The sequence below is a fragment of the Grimontia sp. SpTr1 genome (genome assembly GCF_947387585.1).
Taxonomy (GTDB): domain Bacteria; phylum Pseudomonadota; class Gammaproteobacteria; order Enterobacterales; family Vibrionaceae; genus Enterovibrio; species Enterovibrio indicus.
Window position 1 is genome coordinate 528,555 of the sequence record NZ_CANDOD010000001.1, and the last position, 21,789, is coordinate 550,343.

Genomic DNA, 21,789 nt, shown 5'->3' on the forward strand with positions numbered 1-21,789 from the left:
AACCGAAAGAAAAGAGCAGCTTAGGCTGCTCTTTTTTGTGGGAAACGGAGGGTGAAAATACTGCCTTTTCCTAATTCTGAAGAGATACTCAGCTCTCCCTGAATCGTCGTTGTAACCCCTTGCGCTAAATCCACCTTAAACCCGAACTCAGGTCGAAGCTCAGCAATTTTGGTCATGTTTTATTTTCGGTTTCAGGATACTTTGGTCTGACTGGTTTGCCGTGTATATGGCAGGCTCAGAATGACACCTAACATGGACGAAACGGCAAATAGAACCAAGATGCATCATTTAGCGGAAAAACTGGAAAGAGCACGCGAATTCATTGAGCTTAACCTTGATAGCGACATTGATTTGGATGCGCTCTCAGGCGTTGCATGCTTATCCAAGTTCCACTTCCACCGTCAGTTTTCCATCCGCTATGGCGTTAACGTTGCCACGTATGTCAGGCTGCTTCGCCTGAAAAAAGCCTCCTACCAACTGGTTTATCGCCCTGAGATCTCCGTGACTGACATTGCACTCGATTGTAGTTACGAAAACAGTGAATCTTTCTCCCGCGCGTTCAGGAAAGTCTTTGGTGTTTCCCCCTCTGCTTTCCGGCAGGCTCCAGACTGGGCGTCGTGGGAAACCCATTTTGATGCCATTGTGCGGGTTAGGAATGAAGTGTATGTGAATCGGACTGACTTTGAGGTAGAGATTGTGGATGTCCCAAGCATCACGATTGCTGCCATGGAGCACCGAGATTCACCCAATCGACTCGGTGGAACGGTAGGAGAGTTTATTGAATGGCGACGTGCCAATCATTGTCCTCCGTCGAAGTATCGTACCTTCAATCTGGTTTTTGATGACCCTGATGCGGTAACCGACTCTTCTTTCCGCTTTGACATTGGCTGTGAGCTCCCTGAGAAAGCGGATCTATCCGACCCACGCATCAAAGTGAAAACCATTGAAGGTGGCCGATGTGCCAAGATCCGCTTTGTGGGTAGCACGGATGCCATTGGTGTCGCTGTTCGATACCTATATTCTCCATGGCAGGAGCAATCGGGTGAGAAGCTTCGTGATTTTCCGGTGTTTTTCGAGCGGATCAATTTGTTCCCTGAAGTGCCGGAACGCGAGATGATCACTGATATTTACCTGCCAATACTGTGACGGGGATGGAGAAGTTTTTGTGTTGCGCCCGGCTGGGTGTATCTAGCTTTATCAAAACCTATCTTGCTGCGTTGTTTGTTGTCACCGTGAAAGGGGAGATGTTCGTATTATCACTGCGTATTTGGTCTGATGAACCTCTGACGTTTTGGGGGAATGGGCTTTGGCAGGTGAACTTCATACTGGCGCTTTTCTTCACTCTTTTTTATTACGTGAATCCAAACCCTTGAGTTACCTCGCGTAAGTATCTTAAATTCAAAAGGTTAGTATCTGGTCGGGGCGCGCTGTTAGCCATAACGCGTTAGTATATTGGCAAACGAAATAAGCCCAAGGAACAAATGTGATGGATAGCCTGAAACTGAAAATCCCCCCTGTTATTGTTGTCGCACTGGCACTTGCATTGATGAAGGTCATTTCCCTGTTTACCCCTGCCAGCGAGTGGCTGGTTTCCCTTCCTTCTGGGTTGCCTTTGTTATTTGTGGCTATTGGTGCGTTTGTTGCTGTGAGCGGTGTGGTCGAGTTTCGTCGCCATAAAACCACAGTAAACCCAATGCTGACGACGGAAGCCACGGCACTTGTTTCCGGTGGCATATACAAAATCACCCGAAACCCGATGTACCTTGGTATGTTGCTGGCGTTGGTGGGTGGCGTTTTTTATTGGGCGAATCTGTTCACTGCGTTGGGTTGTTTAGCGTTTGTGTTTTACATGAACCGCTTTCAGATTGAGCCGGAAGAAGCATACCTGACGGGTCAATTCCCGGATGCTTTTCCTGAATACATGACCAAGGTAAGACGCTGGATTTAACCGCTCAGTTTTCCAAACGTTCCGCAATCAATTCAATCCAGTGTTTCACCGGCACTTGGGCTTTCGAGCCTAAGTGCAATTGGCAGCCAATGTTTGCTGTGACAATCCCTTCAGGATCACCTTCACTGAGCGCCTTCATTTTACGTTTCAGTAATTGCTGACTGAGCTCTGGTTGGAACAGTGAATAGGTGCCTGCTGATCCACAACAAAGATGATCTTCCGTCGTGCGGGTTTGCTCGACACCTAATCGCCTCAATACCTCGTAATAGGTTTCCTTATTCTTCATGCCGTGTTGGAGCGTGCAGGGGCAGTGAACGGCAACTCTCTCCTTGTTCGTTTTCAGCGGCAATTGGGTGAGATCTTCGGCGAGTAAGATGTCACTCAAATCCTTGGCTTTTCCAGCAATAACCAAAGCCCTCTCTCGATAGTAAGGGGATTCGACCAGAAGCTGCGGGTACTCCTTGATAGTGACACCACAGCCTGATGCAGACATGACAATGGCTTCAGCACCATGTTCGAGATAGCGCCACCAGGCATCGATGTTTCGTTTGGCTTGCTGAACGGCCCGCTCATGCTCAGAAAGGTGAAGATTGACTGCGCCACAACAGCCTTCCTGAGCCACTTCAATCAGCTCAATCCCCAAATGACTTAACACCGCTTTGGCAGCTTTGACAGTATTGGGCGTAGCGGTTTGCTGCACGCAGCCTCTGAAGGCAATCATGGTCCGGTTGGTTTTCGTTGCGGAAGGATAGGACTTTAGCGGTTGTTCCGTTGGAATTTGCTCACGGAAGGTGTCTGGCATCAGAAACGTAAACTGGCGTGCGAGCCTGAACATTACCTTGTTCCATGAAGCATTGGGCAGGATTCGTGTGACGCCGTAACGTAGTATTCTATCGCTAAACGAACGAGGCACATGCTTTTCAATGTGCTGCTTGCCGATATCCAACAGCTGGCTGTATTCGACGCCTGAGGGACAGGTGGTTTCACAACTTCGGCAAGTCAGGCACCTATCCAGATGCGTTCGTGTTTTCTCTGTGGCTTCGCCGTTTTCCAGCATTTGTTTGATGAGGTAAATTCGCCCGCGCGGTCCGTCCCGCTCATCGCTGAGTTCTTGGTAGGTTGGGCAGGTAGCATTGCAGAAGCCGCAATGAACGCATCGTCGCAGGATTTCTTCGGCCTTTTTGCCATCCAGCGTGCTTAGAAACTCATCTTTCAGTGATGTCTTCATTGGCTATTGCCTCCCTGAGCTTCATCTCGCCCTAACCATGAATACATGCGGCCGGGATTAAACAGACTGTGTGGGTCAAAAGCCATTTTCAGGTTCTGGTGAATGCGTTTGGCTGTGTCCGACTGCGGATGAAAACACTCGGCATGACGATCAATGGGACGATAACAAGTGGCATGTCCACCTTGCAGAGCAGCAAGATTGGCGAGGGTGGAGAGCGATCGTTCCGAGTAGACCCATCTGACGCCACCTGCCCAGTCGATCAGTGTATCGCCCAATTGCTCATAGTGAGGGGCGGCGGGAGAGAGGGACAGCCGATATAACGGCTGCGCCCGATGAGCAAAAAATGGATGACGGAAATTTCTGATGGAACGCCAGAACAAATCCTGATTTTCCAGACGTTCTCCACCAAGCGTTTCTATGCAGTGATTGATAGCGAGTTGACTGCCGGAAAGCCGGATGAAGAGTTGGCCTGAACACCAAGCGCTTGCAGACAAAGGATGCGCGGACACTGAAAGATCGCGCATTCGCCTGATAGCAGAGGCTGCACCGCATTCAAACACTAAGGTGGTGGTGCTTTCTGATTTTGGACGCACACGTAGACTGACTTCAGTGATAATGCCGAACGCACCAAACGCCCCAGCTTGCAGTCTGGAAACATCGTAACCAGCGACGTTTTTCATCACTTGTCCACCAAAGCGAAGATGTTCCCCGTAGCCATTGATGAGTTTCACCCCCAGTATTGCATCGCGCAGTGAGCCCCAGAAAGGGCGTGAAGCACCGCTGATGCCTGCAGCAACAGAACCTCCGAGCGTAGCTTTGCCGTTAAAGGCCGGTGGTTCACCCACCAAGGTCTGGTTGTTATTAGCCAGCTGTGCCTGAATCTCGGCAATGGTCGTGCCCGCACGGGCGGTAACCACAAGCTCGCTCGGGCGATAGGAAATCACGCCAGTATGGTTTTTCAGGGAAACGGCCTGACCGACAGGCTGACGGCCGATGAAGTGTTTTGTATTTCCGCCAATTAAATTTAATGCTGTTTTATCCGCAATCGCATCGTTGACCTGTTCAATCAGGTTGGAGGTGATATTAGCCATTTGAGCTCCCCTCCGTGTTGTGAGAGTGGATAAGCGTTTTGTGTTCCTGACAATGCTTTGGCTCGGGAATGCCTTTGCCGGGGTTGAGCGATCCTTCCGCGTCCCAGGCTGCTTTTACGCGATGAAACTGCGCTAATTCAGCGTCATTAAACTGGTGGTGCATCTGGTTGATTTTCTCTACGCCAACACCATGTTCCCCAGTGATACAGCCTCCGGCCTCCACACAAATTCTGAGTATCTCCGCGCCGAATTCTTCGGTCTTTTCAAGTTCCCCCTGCACATTGGCATCAAACAGAATCAAAGGGTGGAGGTTACCGTCCCCAGCATGAAAGACATTGGCGACGCGTAGGCCATAGAATCGTGAAAGCTGGTGGATTTGATTGAGCACGCTGGCAAGTTCACTGCGCGGAATAGTGCCATCCATACAGTAATAATCCGGTGAAATTCGTCCTACCGCGGGGAATGCAGACTTGCGGCCTTTCCACATTCTCGCCCGTTCATCTTCGCTTTCGGAGATCTTCAGCGTGGTCGCGCCAGCCTGCTGCAATATTTGCTGAGTTTGTAAAAGCTGGTGATTCACATCTTCTTCGCTGCCATCCAGCTCACAAAGCAACAGGGCATCGGCCTCTTTGGGATAACCCGCTTTGGCAAAGTCTTCCGCGGCGGAAATGGCGTAAGCATCCATCATTTCTAAACCTGCGGGAATGATGCCGTTGGCGATGATATCGTTCACTGCATTTGCAGCGTTCTCCACCGAATCAAAACCAGCAAGGATAACGCGGGCCACGTCGGGCAGAGGAAGCAAGCGCACGGTGATTTCAGTGACGATGCCTAACATGCCTTCCGAGCCCGTCATTAAAGCCAGTAAGTCGAAACCGGGTAGGTCAAACGCAGCTCCGCCCAAAACCAGTTTCTCGCCTTCGGCGGTGACGACCACAGCAGAAACCACATTGTGGACGGTTAAGCCATATTTTAGGCAATGCACACCGCCTGCGTTTTCGGCGACATTACCGCCAATCGAACAGGCAATTTGGGATGAGGGGTCAGGCGCATAATACAAACCTTCACGGCTGGCTTGTTCTGATATAGCCAGGTTACGAACGCCGGGTTGAACCACGGCCAGTGAGGTGGTTTTATCGATATCCAGTATTTGATTGAGTCTGGCGAGGGAAAGCAGGAGGCCATCACTTAACGGTAAGGCGCCAGCAGAAAGACCGGTTCCTGCACCTCGGGCGACGACGTTGATCTTGTATTTGTAGCAGAGCGACATGATCGCCATGACTTCTTCTGTCGAAGCGGGAAGCACGACACACACTGGCATTTCGGTATAGACAGAGAGGCCATCACATTCATAGGGACGCATGGTTTCTTCGTCGGTAATGACAAATTTGCTTCCGACAATGCCTTCTAGTGCTGTGATGACTTCCCTTTTCATGTTTCCTTCCCTGAAAACAATCCACGCTATTTAACAATAGGTGAGTACTTGTCTCTGCTTCCTATCCATTGAGCCTAGTGTGAGGGCTGCCGTCCAGTTTGAACGAAGAATGAGAGCGCAATTCATTTTTGCCAAGAAAGATCGGTGCTGCTTACTTCCGGAGGTAGAGGGATGGATTGGTTTTCGCACCAATGACTTTTCAGGTGATTAGTAAACGCCTTCACCAAACCATTGTTGATTTGAGAGCGGTGATAAACCAACCACAAATCCCAAGTGGGGAGTGTTTCTTCAACGTCAATGGCTTCAAGGTACGGATCATTTTCCACCACGAAATCTGGTAACAATCCAATGCCTGTCCCGGTGCGAATCAATTCCGCAGCGCTCATATAGCTGTCGACTTTGATTTGGCTTTGGCTTTCTGATTTTAGTTCCCCTAGCCAACGTTCAGCAGGAAGGTGGGAAAACGCGTCGTTAAGGCAAATCCAGTTTGCATGGGAAGGAGAGTTCACACCCGCGCATTTCGCCAGTTGGAACTGAAAGTGACTGAGCTTTACGCCAACCAGAGACTCGTCGGGAGAGGTGGTGGCTCGAATGGCAAGATCTGTGTTGGCAAGCCGTAAATCGACATTCATCGCACTGACTTTAATATCGAATTGAATGCCGGGATTGGAGACGGAAAGGTCTCCTACGATACGTGACAGGCTCTGCAATGCGATATCGCAGCAACTGAGCGACAGGACGCCAGCGAGGTCATCTTTCTTCTGTTTAATCCAGAACATGATGTCGTTGGCGCGCTCATCCATTTCCCTGACAAAGCCACCCAACTGCTCTCCATCTTTGGTAAATGCGATGCCATTAGACCGTCTTCGGATTAACGGGACGCCGACAATATCTTCGAGACGCGAAATTCTGCGGCACACTGTGGAATGACTGATGTTCAATCGTCTTGATGCCCCCGATAACGATCCTTCGCACACGACAGCGTTATAGATTTTCAGGTCATTCCATAATGGGTCTGCATTCTTGCAATCCTGCATTGCACTAACCTCCATGTTCGAAGGCATATTTTCGACTTACAGTGATGAAACCTCAATCATCCATTGGAAGGAGCTTTGGATATGAAACTCTATGATCTTGAACTTTCCGGCAACTGCTACAAAGTACGTTTGTTTTGCGCTTTAAATGATATTCCATTATCTATCTACGCCGTTGATTACATGGCAGGTGAACACAAAACGGATGCGTTTTTGAAGATAAACCCTCTAGGGCAAATACCGGTGCTGAACGACGATGGTTTTATCGTCCGTGATTCTCAGGCAATTCTTATTTATCTCGCGCAAAAATATCAGCTTTTATCCTGGTGGCCTCAGAATGCCAAAAGTCAGGGAGAGGTGATGCAGTGGCTGTCTTATGCTGCTAATGAAATCGCAAGGGGTCCAAATGATGCCAGATTGCATGATCTTTTTGGCGTTGAGTTGGATGTGGACAGTGCGAGAATTAAGACGCTTCAGTGTGCTGAGCTATTAGACGACCACCTTTCAGATAACGATTGGCTGGTGGGTGACTCTCCGACTATTGCAGACATCGCATGCTTTCCTTACATAGCCTTGATGCATCAAGGGGGCGTGAGTGGAGAGCAATTTGAGCACCTAAACCGTTGGATGAATGCTATCAAAGGGCTCGATCGCTTCATCAGCATGCCAGGCATTGAATGATGACAGCTGAGGTGAAAATCAGGGCTTTTGAACATGTAGGTATTCGGGTCTGTAATGCTCAAAAATCGATGTCTTTTTACAAAATGCTTGGGTTTACCCAAGTGTTGATGTTGCCTGAGCACAACGCCTGTGAGATGGAAAACAGCGAAGGCCAGCGTATTAATCTGATATTCAGTGGCGATGCCCCTTTGCTGCACGGGCACAATGTTCTTCAGGATGCTGACACGAAGTTTCCAGGCATTACCCATATTGCTTACGTGATCGACTCAATGTCTGCGTTTCTCTCTTTTTGTAAGCGAAGGGGTATCAAGGTGACGGAAGGGCCGATACGCATCGGGGAAAGACGTGTGGCTTGTTTTATCCGCGACCCTGATGGCACTGTGCTTGAGTTTAATGAACTGGAAAAATGAAGGGTGACAGGCGATTGATAACATTGATATGTTACATCGTCTGGACACTTTCAGGACCCATCATGCTTACCACGCTTTCCATTGCCAACTATCGATCCATACAGTCTCTCACTATCCCCCTCGGGCCGTTAAATCTGATCACCGGGCCGAACGGCAGTGGCAAATCGAACTTGTACAAGGCGCTTCGGTTGCTGGCGAAAACCGCATCCGGCGGAGTGGTCAACTCGCTTGCGGAAGAAGGCGGATTGCAATCGACCTTCTGGGCGGGCCCCGAAGAAATCTCTGAGGCGATGCGCCGCGGCGATGTGGATGTAGAGCCAGTGGTACGCAAAGATGTGATAAGGCTAAAACTTGGGTTCTCGAGTGAAACCTTTGGGTATACGATTTCGCTTGGATTACCTGAACCCCAGCAAAGTGCATTTTGTTTCGATCCCGAAATCAAGCGTGAATGCATTTTCAATGGCCCGTACTATCGTCCAGCCAGCTCTCTGGTAGAGCGAAAAGGTAACATGGTTAGAATTCGCAATGGACGTAGCTGGGAAGTGGCCTCCCAGCATATACCGAGTTATGACAGCATGTTTGATGCTCATGCCGACCCAGCCGCTGCTGCCGAAGTTTTTCATACCCGCGAAATGATTCGGAGCTGGCGGTTTTACGATCATTTCCGCACAGACGCCGATGCACCTGCAAGGAAACCTCAGTTGGGCACCCGAACGCCGGTGCTTCATCACGATGGAAGGGATGTTGCTGCCGCACTTCAAACCATTATCGAAATCGGTGACAAGGAAGCGCTAGACCGTGCCATCGAAGATGCATTTCCAGGTTGTAAGCTGCGTGTGGTGACTAAGGATGATGGTCGTTTTTCCATCGAATTCTACCAGAAAGGCTTGTTGCGTCCCTTGAGTGGTGCCGAGCTTTCTGACGGAACATTGCGATTCGTGCTTTGGGTCGCTGCATTGCTAACGCCAAGGCCACCAGCGCTGATGGTGCTCAACGAACCGGAAACCAGTCTGCATCCTGATCTTTTGCCTGCGCTTGCTAGACTGATCACCCACGCCTCACAGCATTCGCAGGTTTGGGTGATTTCCCATGCGAACCGCTTGATAAACGCCCTGAACCAGCATCCAGATTGTCATGCCATAGAGCTGGAAAAAGTCTTGGGTCAAACCGAAGTGCAAGGTCAGGGATTGTTAGACACACCTAACTGGTACTGGCCAGACTAATAGAAGCGCATCGAAGGTAATGAGCATCCGATTTCGTATGATATCTGCTATAAAAGCGTGATGAGTCGCAAAAAAATTTGGAGAAAATATTCCTTATATTTCATATAGAACTGCTGGTTGTCTAAGTTTTTGCCCAAAAAGGTATGCAATGCTGTATGTCTTGTTAAAAGTTTGCGTCTATAATTAACAAGCTTTGCTGCTGTTGGCTTGGCGGAGTGCAAACCGTGTGGGAGAGTCGCGGGTTGCTAAAGCCGTACTATTAGAAAAGGAATGTGATAATGCGGATTCCGTTCATCATTAAGATCATGTTTCCAATTTTGCTGCTGATGGGCTTAATGGCTAGCCCTGTTCTTTCTGCGTTTTAGCTTTTGCGGATACGATTCAACCATTGAAGAAAAAAACAGCCACCGGAAGGTGGCTGTTTTTTTATGCCTAGTGTTCACCTTATGCCTCAGTGGGTTCCAGAGAGTTGGGTTTGTCTAAAGGGCGAAACGCAACTGCAATCCTGAATGCTGCTGGCACGAAGTAGAATGACAACAGGGTTGTCAGCAATGTGCCGCCTGCAATGGCGATAGCGAAAGGTGGCCAGAAGCCACCGCCAGCCAGGATTAACGGCAGGAAACCGCCAATTGTTGTGATGGTCGTGGAGGTGATGTGTCGCCCACAACTGCTTACCGCTTCAACAATGGCTTCTCGGTTCCCCGATTTGGCCTCTGGGCAGGATTTTAGCTCTGCCAGAATCACTATCGAGGCGTTGATCGCCAGACCAACCAAGCCAAGTAATCCAATGATCACCGTAAAGCCAAATGGGTAGCCAAACACCCAAACCGACAATAGACCCAAACCTGCAGCCTGAACGCCGACCAAGAAAATAATCCCGCTCAGACGGAATGAATTGAACGAGACCACGACAACCGCAATTAAGAGGGTGATAACGATGGTGAGGTTGGCCAAAAGCTGATTGACGGAATCGTTACGCTCAGCAGATTCGCCACCAAATTCGAGGCGATAACCCGGCGGTAAACGCAGGTCAGCGTTTTCCAGTTTCTCAGTAAAAGCGTTCAATGCAGTTTGTGGCAGCACGCCGGCAGTGATGTAACCTTCAATCACATTGACACGTTCACCATTGCGGTGGGGTATGGCACCACGGCTAGGCTCGATCGCCAAATCTGCAATGGCGGTGATAGGCAAGTCAGCCTGACCTTCACTGCCAGCCAAAGGCAATCTCAGTTTGTTCAATTCGTTGATGCTGGTACGTGAGTCATCAGCGACGCGCACCCGGACAGGAATGGACTCAGTTTCTTCGACGACGCTTCCCTGAACAATGCCTGACATGGAGGCATTGAGCAGCATAGCAATATCACTGAGTGACATGCCTGTGAGTTGACTGGCTTCTTCATTCACCTTAACGGCAATCTTAGGGGTACCAGGTTGCAGGGTTTCGCGGGTGTTAATGACATCAGGTGTGGACGCCATCAGCAGGCGAATGTTCTCACTGATATCCCGAAGACGGTCAAGGTTCGGGCCATACACTCGCACTTCCAGTGGCGCATTGAAAGGAGGACCTTGTTCCAGCTTTCTCACCAGAATTTGCGCGTGGGGAAATTGCTCGGAAAGTTGCCCCTGAAGTAATGGGATCATGTTATTCGCGGCACGGAAGTCTTCGGCTTTCACCATGGCTTGCGCGAAATTAGGCGCGCCACGTTGGCGTCCCATCATGTTGTAGTAAAACGATGGGAAGTTCTCACCGACCACCCAGCCCACTTGCTCAACGCCCTCGGTTTCTTCTAGCAGCGCTTCAATCTGTCGCGTGGTTTCCAATGTCGCATTAATACTCGCTTGAGGAGACAGGAACACCTGAATCTCAAACATATCTCTGTCTGATGGTGGGAAGAATTGTTCGGTGAGTTGGCCAGCAGCCCAAAAGCCGGAAAATGGCACCATAAACACGATTGGGATCGCAAGCCACGGGAACCTAACCGCGGCTCGGACTGACGTGCGGAAAGCCTCACTTAACCAAGGAATGGTCAAGCCTGATTGATACCAATGGTTGTGGCTTTCGCCAGAAGGCAACCAGCGCGCCGCAAAGCCCGACACCAGAAAATGCGAAACGATGTAGGAGCCAATCAGCGAGAAGCTGACCGTAATGGCAATCGCCCCGACGAATTCACCAGCAGGCCCTGGCATGAGGAAGATGGGCGCAAAGGCGAGGATCGTCGTCAATGTCGAACCCAGCAACGGTAACCATAGGTGTTTGATAGCGTTCACTGCCGCTTCCAGTCGCTTCACGCCTTGTTGGCGGTAATGCTGGATAGTATCGACCATGACAATGGCGTTATCGACCATGATGCCGAGTGACACGATAAGACCCGTGACGGACATCTGGTTAATAGGCAAGCCTGTAAAGCTCATTAATGCCAGAGTAAAGGCTGAGGCGATAGGTAGAGACAGGGCGACCAAAATCGCAGATCGAAAGCCCAAAGTGATAAACAGCACAATCAATACCAGCCCGAAACCGAGCAGTAAGCTATCGACCAACTCTGACAGTCGGGTTTCGGTGTATTTGGCCTGCTTGAAAATGGGCTTGATGCTGATGTTGGAGGGGAGATCTGCTCGGAATCCGTCGATAAGCGCATCGGCAGATGCCGTCCAGTTATCAACCCGAATCGTTCCTTGCATCCGTGCAGAAACCAATACCGCGGGTTTGCCATCAATCAGTGCAATTTGTTGGAGTGGCAAAGCCTGCGCCCGCACAACGGAAGCGACATCTTCCAACCGGACAAGAAAGCCATTCTCATCAATCGCGACAGGAACACGCTTTACCCGATCAACTGAGTCGAGTTCGCCTGCGACTTCCAGTTGGAAGCGGTTACGTTCATTGTGAAGTTCACCTGCTGCGTTTTTAGCATCGGCTGCTGAAATGGCGTTCGAGATAGAAAGGGCAGATTGCCCAAGCACACTGGCAGACGCCACATCGAGCGTGACGAGAATCTCTTCGTCCGGCGCGCCGTGGGTTTCCACAAATTCGGTGCCAGCGAGATTTCGCCAACGTTTGGCAAGCTCTTTGGCATAACGGCCGAGGATCAGTGGGTCAACATCGCTGTCGTCATCCCACTGCAGGGCAGTGATGTAGGTGAAAGCATTCGAATGATCATTGTCGAAGGCGGGTTCTAAAGCGCCGGAAGGCAGGTTAGGCGACGCATCTCCAATTTTGTCACGTACCTTTGACCAAACCGGTTCAGTTTCGGTGAGCTCGTCATGAAGTTCTATGGTGATGACAGAAATACCAGGGCGCGACTGGGATTCAATCAACTTAATTTCATCGAGTGCACGCAGCTCGTTTTCCAGCTCCTCTGTGACCAAGGCTTCTACACGCTCTGCACTGGCGCCAGGATAAGCCGTCGTTATGGTTGCCCAGCGATTGATGAGGGCAGGGTCTTCTGCGCGGGGAAGGGTAGAGAGCGCTGAAAGCCCTGAAACCAACAACAGGACAGTAAACAGCACCAATAATCGGGTGTTTTTGAGTAACTTTTCCATGGAAGTCACTCCGCCGCTACGTTGACGGATTGACCGGAAACCACGCGGTGAACGCCATCCACTAATACTTTGTCACCGTCGCCAATCGCACCGGAGACATAGGCCTTCTTCTCATCAGCATGGAGAACTTGCACTGAACGGCGCGAGACAAACTGACTGCCCGAATCGCCCGGTACCACGGCATAGACATTCCAAGTACCACGCAGTCCATCAGTCAGTCCTGTCAACGGCATCCAGAAGCCTTCTTGCGGTGTTTCAAAGGAAAACTGCAAATACGCGAGTTGGCCGTCGAGGGCTTTTGAGCCTTCAGGGAGCAGGTAACGAAGCGTCACGGTGCGCGAGCGCATATCCAGTGCAGCGCCGGGATTCAGTAATGTCGCCGGATAAACATCTGAGCCAACACGAACCTTGGCGGATGAATTGGCTGTCAGTGCTTCGAGGTATTTGATAGGCACACCAATACGCGCTTCTTTTAGATCATCTGCCAATAGGGTGAGGGTCGGTGCACCGACATTCACAACGTCCCCTTGGGAGACATAGCGCTGGCTTATCTTGCCGTTGTAAGGGGCGTAGATGGTGGATTTTTCCTGACGAAGTTTATTCGAGGAAAGTGACGCATTGAGTTGTCGAACATTTGCCAACAGGGCGTCACGTTGGCTGATGAGTGAATCGATTTCTGCATCCGCACTGAAGCCTTTCTTTTTCAACTGGCGTTGGCGTTGTAGGTTGGTACGGGTGAGGTCCAGTTGGGCATCGAGTTGTTCCAATTGCGCGCCCAACTGCTGGGCTTCGGTTTTGAGTAACTGGGTATCCAGTCTGATCAGGGGCTGGCCTTTAACAACGGTATCGCCCTCGTCGACTAATAAGCTGTTCACCTTGCCACCGAGTTCAAAACCTAGATTGGCACTTTGACCCGCCTGAACAGTACCGACATATTCGCGGTTAACGGAGTAACCCGGCGCAAGTTCTACGGTCAGTACATTAACGGTCGGTAAGTTATGCTCAGGCTGTGCCGCGGCTTCTTCTGTCTGCGAATTGCAGGCAGTGAGGAGAGTGATAGTGGCCGCGATAGCGACAGATGGAATGCACTTTTGCATGGAAAATTTCTCGTCGTCCGTTACGATTATTTAGTGGACTAGACTGTCCAGTCCAATTAGATTAAAAATAAAGCAATCAAACTAGACTGTCCAGTTTGATTAGGCTAATAAATGCACAGCAACTCAACCAGGGAAGACTATGACAACGCATATCTCGCAACGAAAAGAGCAAAAGCGCCAACAAATCCTTTCGGCAGCTGTTGAGCTCTTTTCCAAGCAAGGCTATGGCATCTCTATGGATGCAATTGCAGTGCATGCAAATGTCAGTAAACAAACGGTTTACGCGCACTTCAGTAGTAAAGATCAGTTGTTCGAAACCTGCATCATTGAAAAATGCATCTCGGCGGGGTTGGAGTTGGATCTGGAACACGAATCACGTGCTGCACACGTCGTGCTCCGTGAGTTTGGTTGGTTGTTCCAAAACATGCTGCTGGGGGAAGAGGCGCGTAATACGTTTCAGAATACGATTCGTCAGTCTGGTACCCATCCTGAAATCGCCCGCATCTTTTTAGAACAGGGTCCTATCCGCAACATCAACCGAATCAGCGATTACCTTTCCCTATTGGTAAAAAGGGGGGAGTTGCCCCTTTGTGACAACACTGAATCTGCGGCTATGCAGCTATTGCTGATGTTGCATGGTCGTGCGGTGTATTGGGCGTTACTGGGGTTTGACTCAGAAGAAGACGCAGAAACACGACGCACTTACGTGCATTCCTGCGTTGATCTGTTTTTGCGAGGATACGGCTATCCAACTGAGAGGCTTTAATCGCTAACCAGCAAGGTTTTGTATTCATCAAACGCGAACTGATCGGTCATGCCGCTGATGTAATCCTGCAATAATCGGCATCTCAAGTAGAACTCCCAAAGCGTCGGATGATTCACTGGTGCTTCTTCCTTCAGGGCAATTTCATATGCCGCTACATGTTTTCTGGAAAGCTTGTTGAATAACCTTCTTTCCACGGGCAATTTTCGTCCTTCACCGCGAACGATTTTCTGGAAGGTATCTTGGTCTAAATCCAGAAGGGGTCGATATTCCTCCAATAACCCGCCAATGATTTTGTAACCTTGAAGTTCCAGATTTTCGACTTCTGGATCGTTGAAGACGTGATTAATTGCGACCTGTTTGAAAGTCTTCGCCAATGCGTGGAATTGGCTGTTGTCTTCGATTAACGCACGGTTCAGATCGCCATTGAATACCGCTTCAAGGTTCTGCGTGAACTGCTCTGACGCGTGATTGACCAGTGGATGAACCATTTCCACACGAAGTTTGATGAAGAATTTGTGGGTAGGGCTGATCTCGTCGTTTTGCGCATCACGATAAACGTTATCGAGCAGGGCGTCGAAACAGTGTCTGCCTTTTATCGGGCGGTTATCCGGCTCAAGTTCGGCAAATGTGCGTTTAAGATGTTCAGTCAGGGTTTCCAGCGAAAGAATACGTTTCTCAACCGCGTCTTCCAAGTCAGCCAGACAGTAAGAAATGTCGTCTGCCGCTTCCATGATGTAGCTGAGAGGATGGCGGCAGTATTTGCTGATTTCCAACTCGTCCATTAAGGCATTCACATAGCGGTTTTCAGTGATGTAGTAACCGACTTTCTTGGTAAGGTAGTTTTTATCTTGTGGCACTTCCTCGGCGCGTTCAGTCGCTGGACGGGTATATTTCAACACCGCCGCTGCCTGACTATAGGTAAGATTGAAGCGATGCAGTGATTGCACCAGACGGATTGCCTGCGCGTTGCCATCGAAATGACAAAGCTCATGGAGAATGGGGTCTGTTGTTGACGTTGGAAGTTCCTGAAGAAGCCGACGCATGGGCGCGAGATCGTTGAGGTGTTTGCTAAACCAACGGTTGATTGCATCTTCACCGCAATGCCCGAATGGCGGATTTCCCATGTCATGCATCAGGCAGGCTATTTCCACCAAAGATTCAATCGGACGCTCAAGCTCCACCAAGCCATAGGCTTTGATTTCATTGTCTGAGAGGCGATCAAAAATAGAGTGGACGATAAATCGGCCAACTTGCTGTACCTCCATGGAGTGAGTGAGTCGGCTTCGTACCGCAGAGTTTCGTTCCAGTGGGAAGACTTGCGTTTTTTGCTGTAAACGGCGAATGGGGGCGGAATTGATAATGCGCCCACGGTCACTTTCAAGGGCCCGTTGAAGATGGGTGCCATAAGGTCTGGGACGGGCGAGGCTGATTTTCTTCCTGAAATCGATGTGAGACATGGGTACCCTACCGGAAGCAACGTATTTTCATAACCTTAGCGCTGTAAGGCAGGATTGTCGATAAGCTTGATAGGGAAGAAAAAGGAGAAATGCCGACAGGCAGTGATACGGCATTTCTCGGATATAACTGTGATTAACAAACGGACGCGAGAAGCGCGACTCCAAAGGAAAAGCCGAACATAAACACTGAAAAACCTGCTTTATACTGGTTCCTACGTTTTGCTGTTAGCGTCATCATTTCTATCCTTGTTATTGCTTTAAAGTATCGTTCAGCAAATCTGATGCCAATTATGATAGCCTTATTTTCAAAGAGTTAGAGACGTGTCGGTCAGTCAACCTAATAATGGTTGGTAAAAATTGCTAACAAATAGGAGTTTTCGCCTGTGATTCAAGGAATTCATCACGTCGCTTTGATTGCCAGCGATATTGTCGTGTCAAAGCGTTTTTATCATGAGGTGCTGGGGTTTGAAATTCTGGCGGAGAATTACCGTGAAGCGCGGAATTCCTGGAAAGTTGATTTGCAACTCCCCGATGGCAGACAGCTGGAGCTGTTTTCTTTTCCGGAAAGTCCTTCACGTCCTTCTTTCCCTGAAGCTCAAGGGCTGCGCCACCTTGCTTTTTCCACCCAAAACATCGATGAAGCTACCGCCTATCTGGAATCGCAGGGTGTTCAATGCGAGCCTGTGCGTGTCGACCCTTACACTCAAGCCCGTTTTACCTTCTTTCAGGATCCTGATGGTTTGCCATTGGAACTCTATGAAGTGCCTCACTAACGAGAGCTTCCGTAAGTTAAACTTAAGTTGTTTCTAAAATAAGACGAAATTTTATCGTCCTCGTCCGTACTATATCTCAGTGTCTGTTGATCTTTGGTGGTTGAATTTTGTTTTAGCCCTAAGCGTTTTAGGTGCCACAAACTGCATCAAAAACCATCACCAAAGGTCAACATACCCTATTGATTCACTCAGGTTGAGTGAATCTCATTGAGTATTTGTATGAGAGAGAAGTAGGGCGATGAGTGAAGTACGCCGTTGGCAAAGATACAAGTGCCAATCCAGGGTGAAAGGAACCCTGTATTGGGCACATAAAATTTTCCCGAAGGTGAGTATTCAAATTACGGATATCTCTGAAAGGGGCATGGGTTTTACTTCAGAGTGGAAGCTGGAAGAGGGCATTGGCGAACTGAAAATCAACTCTATGCCGAAACTCCGTGTCGAAATCAGACACAAAGGGGAGGTAAAGATTGGTGGTCGTGTACGTTATCGCTACGGACTCGCCCTACGCCGCAAACTTCATGCAGTCCAACTCTCTCAAATCAAACGCGCCGCTTGAGCACAAACGTTGACGGAGAAATGTCACAAGTGCTCAGCGGTAAATCCTTCCTCCCACCCGAACGGTTTCCGGAATGGTACTAACCGGAGAGCCCCTTAAATATAGATCCCCGCCAACGCTTAAATCAGGTGGCAGCAACTTCACGCGCGTGTTGCTTAGGTAAAGATTTCCTTTCACGTTTAACCGTCTTGGCAAGGCAGCGATTGGTGTACCGCTCAAGCTGAGATCGCCGTTCACTTTAAATCCTTGTGGCAAAACAGCGACTTTTGAGTTGGTGAGGTTGATGTATCCGCCTACATCAATTTTAGGGAATCGGGTCAGCCTTGTATTGGAAGCGTTGACATAACCTTTCACGGTTAAGCCGTCGGGCAAACGTTCGATCTGACTACCTTCGATGTCCAGAAATCCTTCCACATTAAAAGGCTCGGGTAATTCCGTTAAAGGCGAATTGTTTAATCGAACGTTACCATAGTTATCAATGTATCCATGAAGTTTCAATGTATCGACAAAATGTGGCTTTTTCTTGCCCATAGCTTGGACAGTCTGGCCTGACAGGATCAACAGAAATGTCAGTAATACGACTGAAATCCCGAAACGCGGGTGAGCTGTTGATTTATTGGCCATCTTCTCTCGCAGGTATAAAGGTAATAACCACTTAATTATACGCCATAAATCAAAAGCTTTGGTGGATGTTAATTAATTATTCCTTTTAGAATTAATCGTAAACGTCGCTTTACCAAAGATAATTAATAAATGATTTTTCAATCATCGAGGCAAATAACATTATTAATATTGTTGTTAATTGATATTTTTATATTGGACTCAAGATCTCATTTTTTCTTTCAAGCACTTAATTTCCGGCTGTAAGCTGCCGAAAACGTGAATAAGTTCCCAGCGCAAACGATTGGTAATGAGTGATCCAATGGATGAAATTTGATATTGCATTCATAGGGTGAATGTTAATGGCTGGTAAAAGTCGATTTTATTTATGGGAGATGTTGATTTAGGTTTTCTAGACACTACAATACCCGGCAAATTATCGCTGTTTTAGCATATTTACTCGCTCTGAATTTTCATCGCGACTATGGGCAACAATGTCTTTGGCCCTCTTTCAGTGAATTAAATGAAGCAAAAATTAAACAACCAATCTTTCTTATATTGGCTCAATCCGTATCGGTTTGAGGCGGTGACGCGATCGCTCAGAGCAATGCGAGACGGGATGTTATGGCTTGTCCCTTGTTTGATAGTGTCAAGCATCCTGGGATTTGTGGCGAGCATGCTCGAATTCCTTCATGTGGATGCCCCCGTTTTTATACACGAACTGAACCTACTGAGACTGTCACTGACCTCCCTTTATCCATACCTTTTTGCTGCATCTATTAGCATGATGCTTGCGATTCAGTGGCGTTTACCCCGACCGCCGATTGCGGTGCTCTGCATCTCTTACGTTGCAGTGGCGGAAAAAGTGCTGGGCTATGAGTATCAAGCCAGTTCTATTCTGTTGACCTTTGTTGGCTTAACTCTACCAATCTACGCTGTTCCTTTGCTCTCCAAACTGAAAAAGCAAAGATGGGCGCGAATTGTCGAAAATGAAGTCGCTGGTAAGTTAGTCAAAGACTCCATGAACCTCATCATTCCGGGTGTTATCACCACTGGTGTGGTTGTCTTGCTGACGAAGCTACTCACTCTGACCAGCTTGTATTTTGATTCAGCGGCTTTCCTTAAGGCGTTTGACCCAGTCAATGACCCATATAGCGTCGGTGCGCTCTTCTCTACCTTGAACTCCTTGTTGTGGTTTTTGGGTATTCATGGCTACTACGCGCTAACGCCATTGGTTCAACCTTTGATTGATGTGCTGGATATCAACCGCGTGCTTTACAGTGCTGGGGCCATGCCTTCAAACGTGATGAATATTTCGACCCTGTCATCGTTTGTTTTCATTGGTGGCTCTGGGGCGACATTGGGGCTTGCGCTGGCGATATTGGCGTTTTCCAAAGACAAAGTGATGCGTGTGATTGCGATTTCAAGCATTCCTTTGGGTTTCTTTAATATCAATGAAATTCTGATGTTTGGTTTGCCAATCATTTTCAACCTGCGTCTTTTCATTCCGTTTTTGATCGCACCATTGGTCAATATGGGTATTGCATTAACTGTGATGTCGATGGGGCTGGTGGCTATTCCTGTAGTGATGGCACCAATCACAAGCCCGTTGATTCTGAATGCGTTTATCTCAACAGGTGGCGATTACAACGCAGTGATATTGCAAGTGGGGCTGGTGATGGTCAGTACACTGATCTATTTACCCTTTGTTCGTATGTTGGATGCGCACGCCAAAACCCGTGATTTGTACATTCCTTCGCTGGATACCACTTTCACCCGCCGTGAAGAAGAAGCGTATGTGTTAGCGGTAGACCCGGTGACGGAATCGCTCCATAAAGTGCGTGAAATTCAAGGCGTGCAAATGCAGTTGGAAGCGTTCGCTACCCGCGAGTTCTATCTGGAATATCAACCACAGATTTCGAGCCACACGGGTCAGGTGACGGCAGTAGAAGCGCTGATCCGTTTACGCGATAGCATGGGGAATGTTGAAGCGCCGGGTCAATTCCTTTCGGTGTTTGAGAAAGCGAACCTGATGACAGATATCGATCTCTGGGTTGTGCGACAGTCTGTGGAACAGAGCAAGCTCTGGATGGATCAGACTTTCTATATGCCAATCAGCGTGAACATCACCAGTCATACCCTGACAAATAAAGACGCAATGGAACAGATTCTCTCGCTCATCGCGCAGGTGCCGGGACTGGTTCATTTTGAGATCACTGAAGATTCGCTGATTGATAAACCAGCGATGGTAGAACAGGCCATTTCGCGTCTTCATATGGCGGGTTCTGCTGTACATATCGATGACTTCGGGACGGGTTATAGTTCATTGAGTTATCTCAACCGCTTCGATATTGATGCGATGAAAATCGACCGCAGTTTTGTGTTGGCGCTTAGCAGCGAACGGGGCAAACAGGTGTTCTATAGCCTGACTGGAATCGCCAAACAGCTAGGCATGAACATTATTGTGGAAGGGGTGGAAACCCAAGAGCAGCTTGATATTGTTTCGCGCGAAGCAGATGTGGTGATTCAGGGCTGGTATTACAGCAAGGCAGTTTCTGCTTCAGAGGTGCGGAACTACGCCCTGCAACGCCAGGCGATCAGTAAAGTGTCGGTGGCACGCACCAATCGAGAAATTGCTTAACCAATCCAATGAGAAATAAGAGAGCGCTGGTCGCTCTCTTATTTTTTGTGAGCAAGTGCCTCATCCAAGGCTTCCAACACACGCTCTCCGGGCTTCCCTACTAATTCCACATAACGACTTCTAACAGGCTCGGCGAGTTTCTTAAATGCGTTTTGCTGACTTCGGTTGAGAGTGATAAAGGTCATACTGGGCTTAAATGCTTTAATGGTGGCCAGTTGCTTTTTGTTCAGGGCTTGCTGCTTTTCGAGTATATAGTCACTCAAGCCTTGAAATGTTTCCCTAAGCAGCGCTTTATGCTCAGGCGAGAGTGATAAATACCATGCTTGATTGGCAATCACTGAGGTGGTGAACTTTTGCTTGCCCGGCCAAATCATATATTCCGTCACTTCGTAAAACTTCATTTCTTCTATCGAGAAAACCGGATTGGTCTGCCCATCCACGATATTGGCTTGTAGCGCGCCATAAACCTGAGAATAAGGGAGTGGCACGGCATCTGCGCCATAAAGTTGGAAGGATTCAATCACCAACGGGGAATTCATCACTCGCATTCGGAATTGCTTGAAATCGCTGGGTTTGACCACTTCTTGATTGGTTGACCACACCATGTCGCCTTCAAGATAGAGGGTCATCAAGCGCAGATCTTGATCGATAAGTGCATTCCCAAGCACTTCATAAAGAGTGGGATTGCTGGCGATAACGGATTGATTCAGCTCGTCGTCATGCGAATAAATGTAGGGAATATTGAAAACCTGCATTTCAGGCACCAGGCTGCCGATGATACCCACGGAGGCATGGGTAAGCTGAAGTGTGCCGAGTGTGGTCAACGCGGTGAGATCTTCCGATTCGCCCAAGGTGCCATAAGAGTAAATATCGACGACCACCTCACCACCGGACTTCTCTTCGATGATGCGTTTAAATTCTTTGGCGTAAATGTCTTGTACTGACCCTTCAATTTCTTCCAGCCCAAAACGCCACACCACCCGTTCTTCCTCACTCGACGCCTGAACGGATAATGAAAGTGAAAAGGTGAGTGTCACCATAAACAGTCTCAGCAGATAGCGCATTTCCACCTCTTTACTTCCATGTCATGAATTATATACCCAAACAACCTGAGGATGCCGGATTCTGCGAGTTTGACTGGCGTTGTGATCGCGGCGTTCCTTTGTAGGTGTAGCCACCTCCATCAAAAAGGAACAACAAAGAGCACGGGGTCAGTCAACTCGCCCGAAGGGAGGGCCTCAATGCGCCCACTTCTTCGTTAAATTCCACGGAAATAGAACCACTATTCCTCGTAAAATTTGCCTCGAATTGA

General features: G+C 48.8%; 20 protein-coding genes. 10 read left to right on the forward strand and 10 right to left on the reverse strand.

What is annotated here, in order from left to right; translation table 11 throughout:
- Positions 1-20: 20 nt before the first annotated feature.
- Complete coding sequence (locus QL223_RS02465; RefSeq protein WP_281543786.1) at positions 21-176, reverse strand: hypothetical protein; 156 nt, start codon at positions 174-176, stop codon at positions 21-23.
- A gap of 64 nt (positions 177-240) precedes the next feature.
- Between QL223_RS02465 and QL223_RS02470 the strand changes: the two genes are divergently transcribed.
- From QL223_RS02470 to QL223_RS02480, 3 genes are all read left to right on the forward strand, one after another.
- A complete protein-coding gene (locus QL223_RS02470; protein WP_281543787.1) occupies positions 241-1,146 on the forward strand; it encodes an AraC family transcriptional regulator in 906 nt (301 codons plus the stop codon).
- Positions 1,147-1,163: 17 nt separating this feature from the next.
- On the forward strand, positions 1,164-1,373 hold the full coding sequence (locus tag QL223_RS02475; RefSeq protein WP_281543788.1) for a hypothetical protein: 210 nt from the start codon (positions 1,164-1,166) through the stop codon (positions 1,371-1,373).
- 113 nt (positions 1,374-1,486) lie between these two features.
- Positions 1,487-1,948 carry an isoprenylcysteine carboxylmethyltransferase family protein gene (locus QL223_RS02480; protein WP_281543789.1) on the forward strand — a complete coding sequence of 154 codons (462 nt, stop codon included), beginning with the start codon at positions 1,487-1,489 and terminating at the stop codon, positions 1,946-1,948.
- A 4-nt stretch (positions 1,949-1,952) separates the two neighbouring features.
- On the opposite strand, the gene glcF is transcribed toward QL223_RS02480, so the two are convergent.
- From glcF to QL223_RS02500, 4 genes are all read right to left on the reverse strand, one after another.
- Entirely contained in the window at positions 1,953-3,176 is a 1,224-nt protein-coding gene (gene glcF / locus QL223_RS02485) for a glycolate oxidase subunit GlcF (protein WP_281543790.1), read from the reverse strand.
- A complete protein-coding gene (glcE, locus tag QL223_RS02490; RefSeq protein WP_281543791.1) occupies positions 3,173-4,267 on the reverse strand; it encodes a glycolate oxidase subunit GlcE in 1,095 nt (364 codons plus the stop codon). The genes glcF and glcE overlap by 4 nt, the downstream gene beginning before the upstream one ends.
- Positions 4,260-5,702: an FAD-linked oxidase C-terminal domain-containing protein gene (locus QL223_RS02495; protein WP_281543792.1), complete on the reverse strand. Its 1,443-nt coding sequence runs from the start codon at positions 5,700-5,702 to the stop codon at positions 4,260-4,262. The genes glcE and QL223_RS02495 overlap by 8 nt, the downstream gene beginning before the upstream one ends.
- A 122-nt stretch (positions 5,703-5,824) precedes the next feature.
- On the reverse strand, positions 5,825-6,739 hold the full coding sequence (locus QL223_RS02500) for a LysR family transcriptional regulator (protein WP_281543793.1): 915 nt from the start codon (positions 6,737-6,739) through the stop codon (positions 5,825-5,827).
- 81 nt (positions 6,740-6,820) lie between these two features.
- Here QL223_RS02500 and QL223_RS02505 point away from each other — a divergent pair, with 81 nt between their 5' ends.
- From QL223_RS02505 to QL223_RS02515, 3 genes are all read left to right on the forward strand, one after another.
- Positions 6,821-7,417 (forward strand): glutathione S-transferase family protein, encoded by a 597-nt coding sequence (locus QL223_RS02505; RefSeq protein ID WP_281543794.1) that lies wholly within the window; start codon positions 6,821-6,823, stop codon positions 7,415-7,417.
- Entirely contained in the window at positions 7,417-7,827 is a 411-nt protein-coding gene (locus QL223_RS02510; protein ID WP_281543993.1) for a VOC family protein, read from the forward strand. Before QL223_RS02505 ends, QL223_RS02510 begins: the two co-directional genes overlap by 1 nt.
- A 62-nt stretch (positions 7,828-7,889) precedes the next feature.
- Positions 7,890-9,050 (forward strand): AAA family ATPase, encoded by a 1,161-nt coding sequence (locus tag QL223_RS02515; RefSeq protein ID WP_281543795.1) that lies wholly within the window; start codon positions 7,890-7,892, stop codon positions 9,048-9,050.
- A gap of 444 nt (positions 9,051-9,494) precedes the next feature.
- Here QL223_RS02515 and QL223_RS02520 read toward each other — a convergent pair whose 3' ends face one another.
- Positions 9,495-12,587 (reverse strand): efflux RND transporter permease subunit, encoded by a 3,093-nt coding sequence (locus QL223_RS02520; RefSeq protein WP_281543796.1) that lies wholly within the window; start codon positions 12,585-12,587, stop codon positions 9,495-9,497.
- 5 nt (positions 12,588-12,592) lie between these two features.
- Entirely contained in the window at positions 12,593-13,684 is a 1,092-nt protein-coding gene (locus QL223_RS02525) for an efflux RND transporter periplasmic adaptor subunit (protein ID WP_281543797.1), read from the reverse strand.
- A gap of 139 nt (positions 13,685-13,823) precedes the next feature.
- Here QL223_RS02525 and QL223_RS02530 point away from each other — a divergent pair, with 139 nt between their 5' ends.
- Positions 13,824-14,450, forward strand: a complete 627-nt coding sequence (locus QL223_RS02530; RefSeq protein WP_002536205.1) for a TetR/AcrR family transcriptional regulator — start codon at positions 13,824-13,826, stop codon at positions 14,448-14,450.
- Here the strand turns inward: QL223_RS02530 and dgt are convergent.
- Positions 14,447-15,907: a dGTPase gene (gene dgt, locus QL223_RS02535; RefSeq protein WP_281543798.1), complete on the reverse strand. Its 1,461-nt coding sequence runs from the start codon at positions 15,905-15,907 to the stop codon at positions 14,447-14,449. The genes QL223_RS02530 and dgt overlap by 4 nt on opposite strands.
- A gap of 383 nt (positions 15,908-16,290) precedes the next feature.
- On the opposite strand from dgt, the gene QL223_RS02540 reads away from it, so the two are divergent.
- Positions 16,291-16,680, forward strand: a complete 390-nt coding sequence (locus QL223_RS02540) for a VOC family protein (protein ID WP_046304432.1) — start codon at positions 16,291-16,293, stop codon at positions 16,678-16,680.
- Positions 16,681-16,918: 238 nt separating this feature from the next.
- Positions 16,919-17,236, forward strand: coding sequence for a hypothetical protein (locus QL223_RS02545; RefSeq protein WP_281543799.1), 318 nt, complete (start codon positions 16,919-16,921; stop codon positions 17,234-17,236).
- A 33-nt stretch (positions 17,237-17,269) separates the two neighbouring features.
- Here QL223_RS02545 and QL223_RS02550 read toward each other — a convergent pair whose 3' ends face one another.
- Entirely contained in the window at positions 17,270-17,860 is a 591-nt protein-coding gene (locus tag QL223_RS02550; RefSeq protein ID WP_281543800.1) for a hypothetical protein, read from the reverse strand.
- A 499-nt stretch (positions 17,861-18,359) separates the two neighbouring features.
- On the opposite strand from QL223_RS02550, the gene QL223_RS02555 reads away from it, so the two are divergent.
- Positions 18,360-20,477 carry an EAL domain-containing protein gene (locus tag QL223_RS02555; protein WP_281543801.1) on the forward strand — a complete coding sequence of 706 codons (2,118 nt, stop codon included), beginning with the start codon at positions 18,360-18,362 and terminating at the stop codon, positions 20,475-20,477.
- Positions 20,478-20,515: 38 nt separating this feature from the next.
- Here QL223_RS02555 and dctP read toward each other — a convergent pair whose 3' ends face one another.
- The gene (gene dctP, locus QL223_RS02560) at positions 20,516-21,547 is read right to left on the reverse strand and encodes a TRAP transporter substrate-binding protein DctP (RefSeq protein ID WP_281543802.1); all 1,032 of its coding nucleotides are present in this window, start codon (positions 21,545-21,547) and stop codon (positions 20,516-20,518) included.
- Between the last annotated feature and the right edge of the window lie 242 nt (positions 21,548-21,789).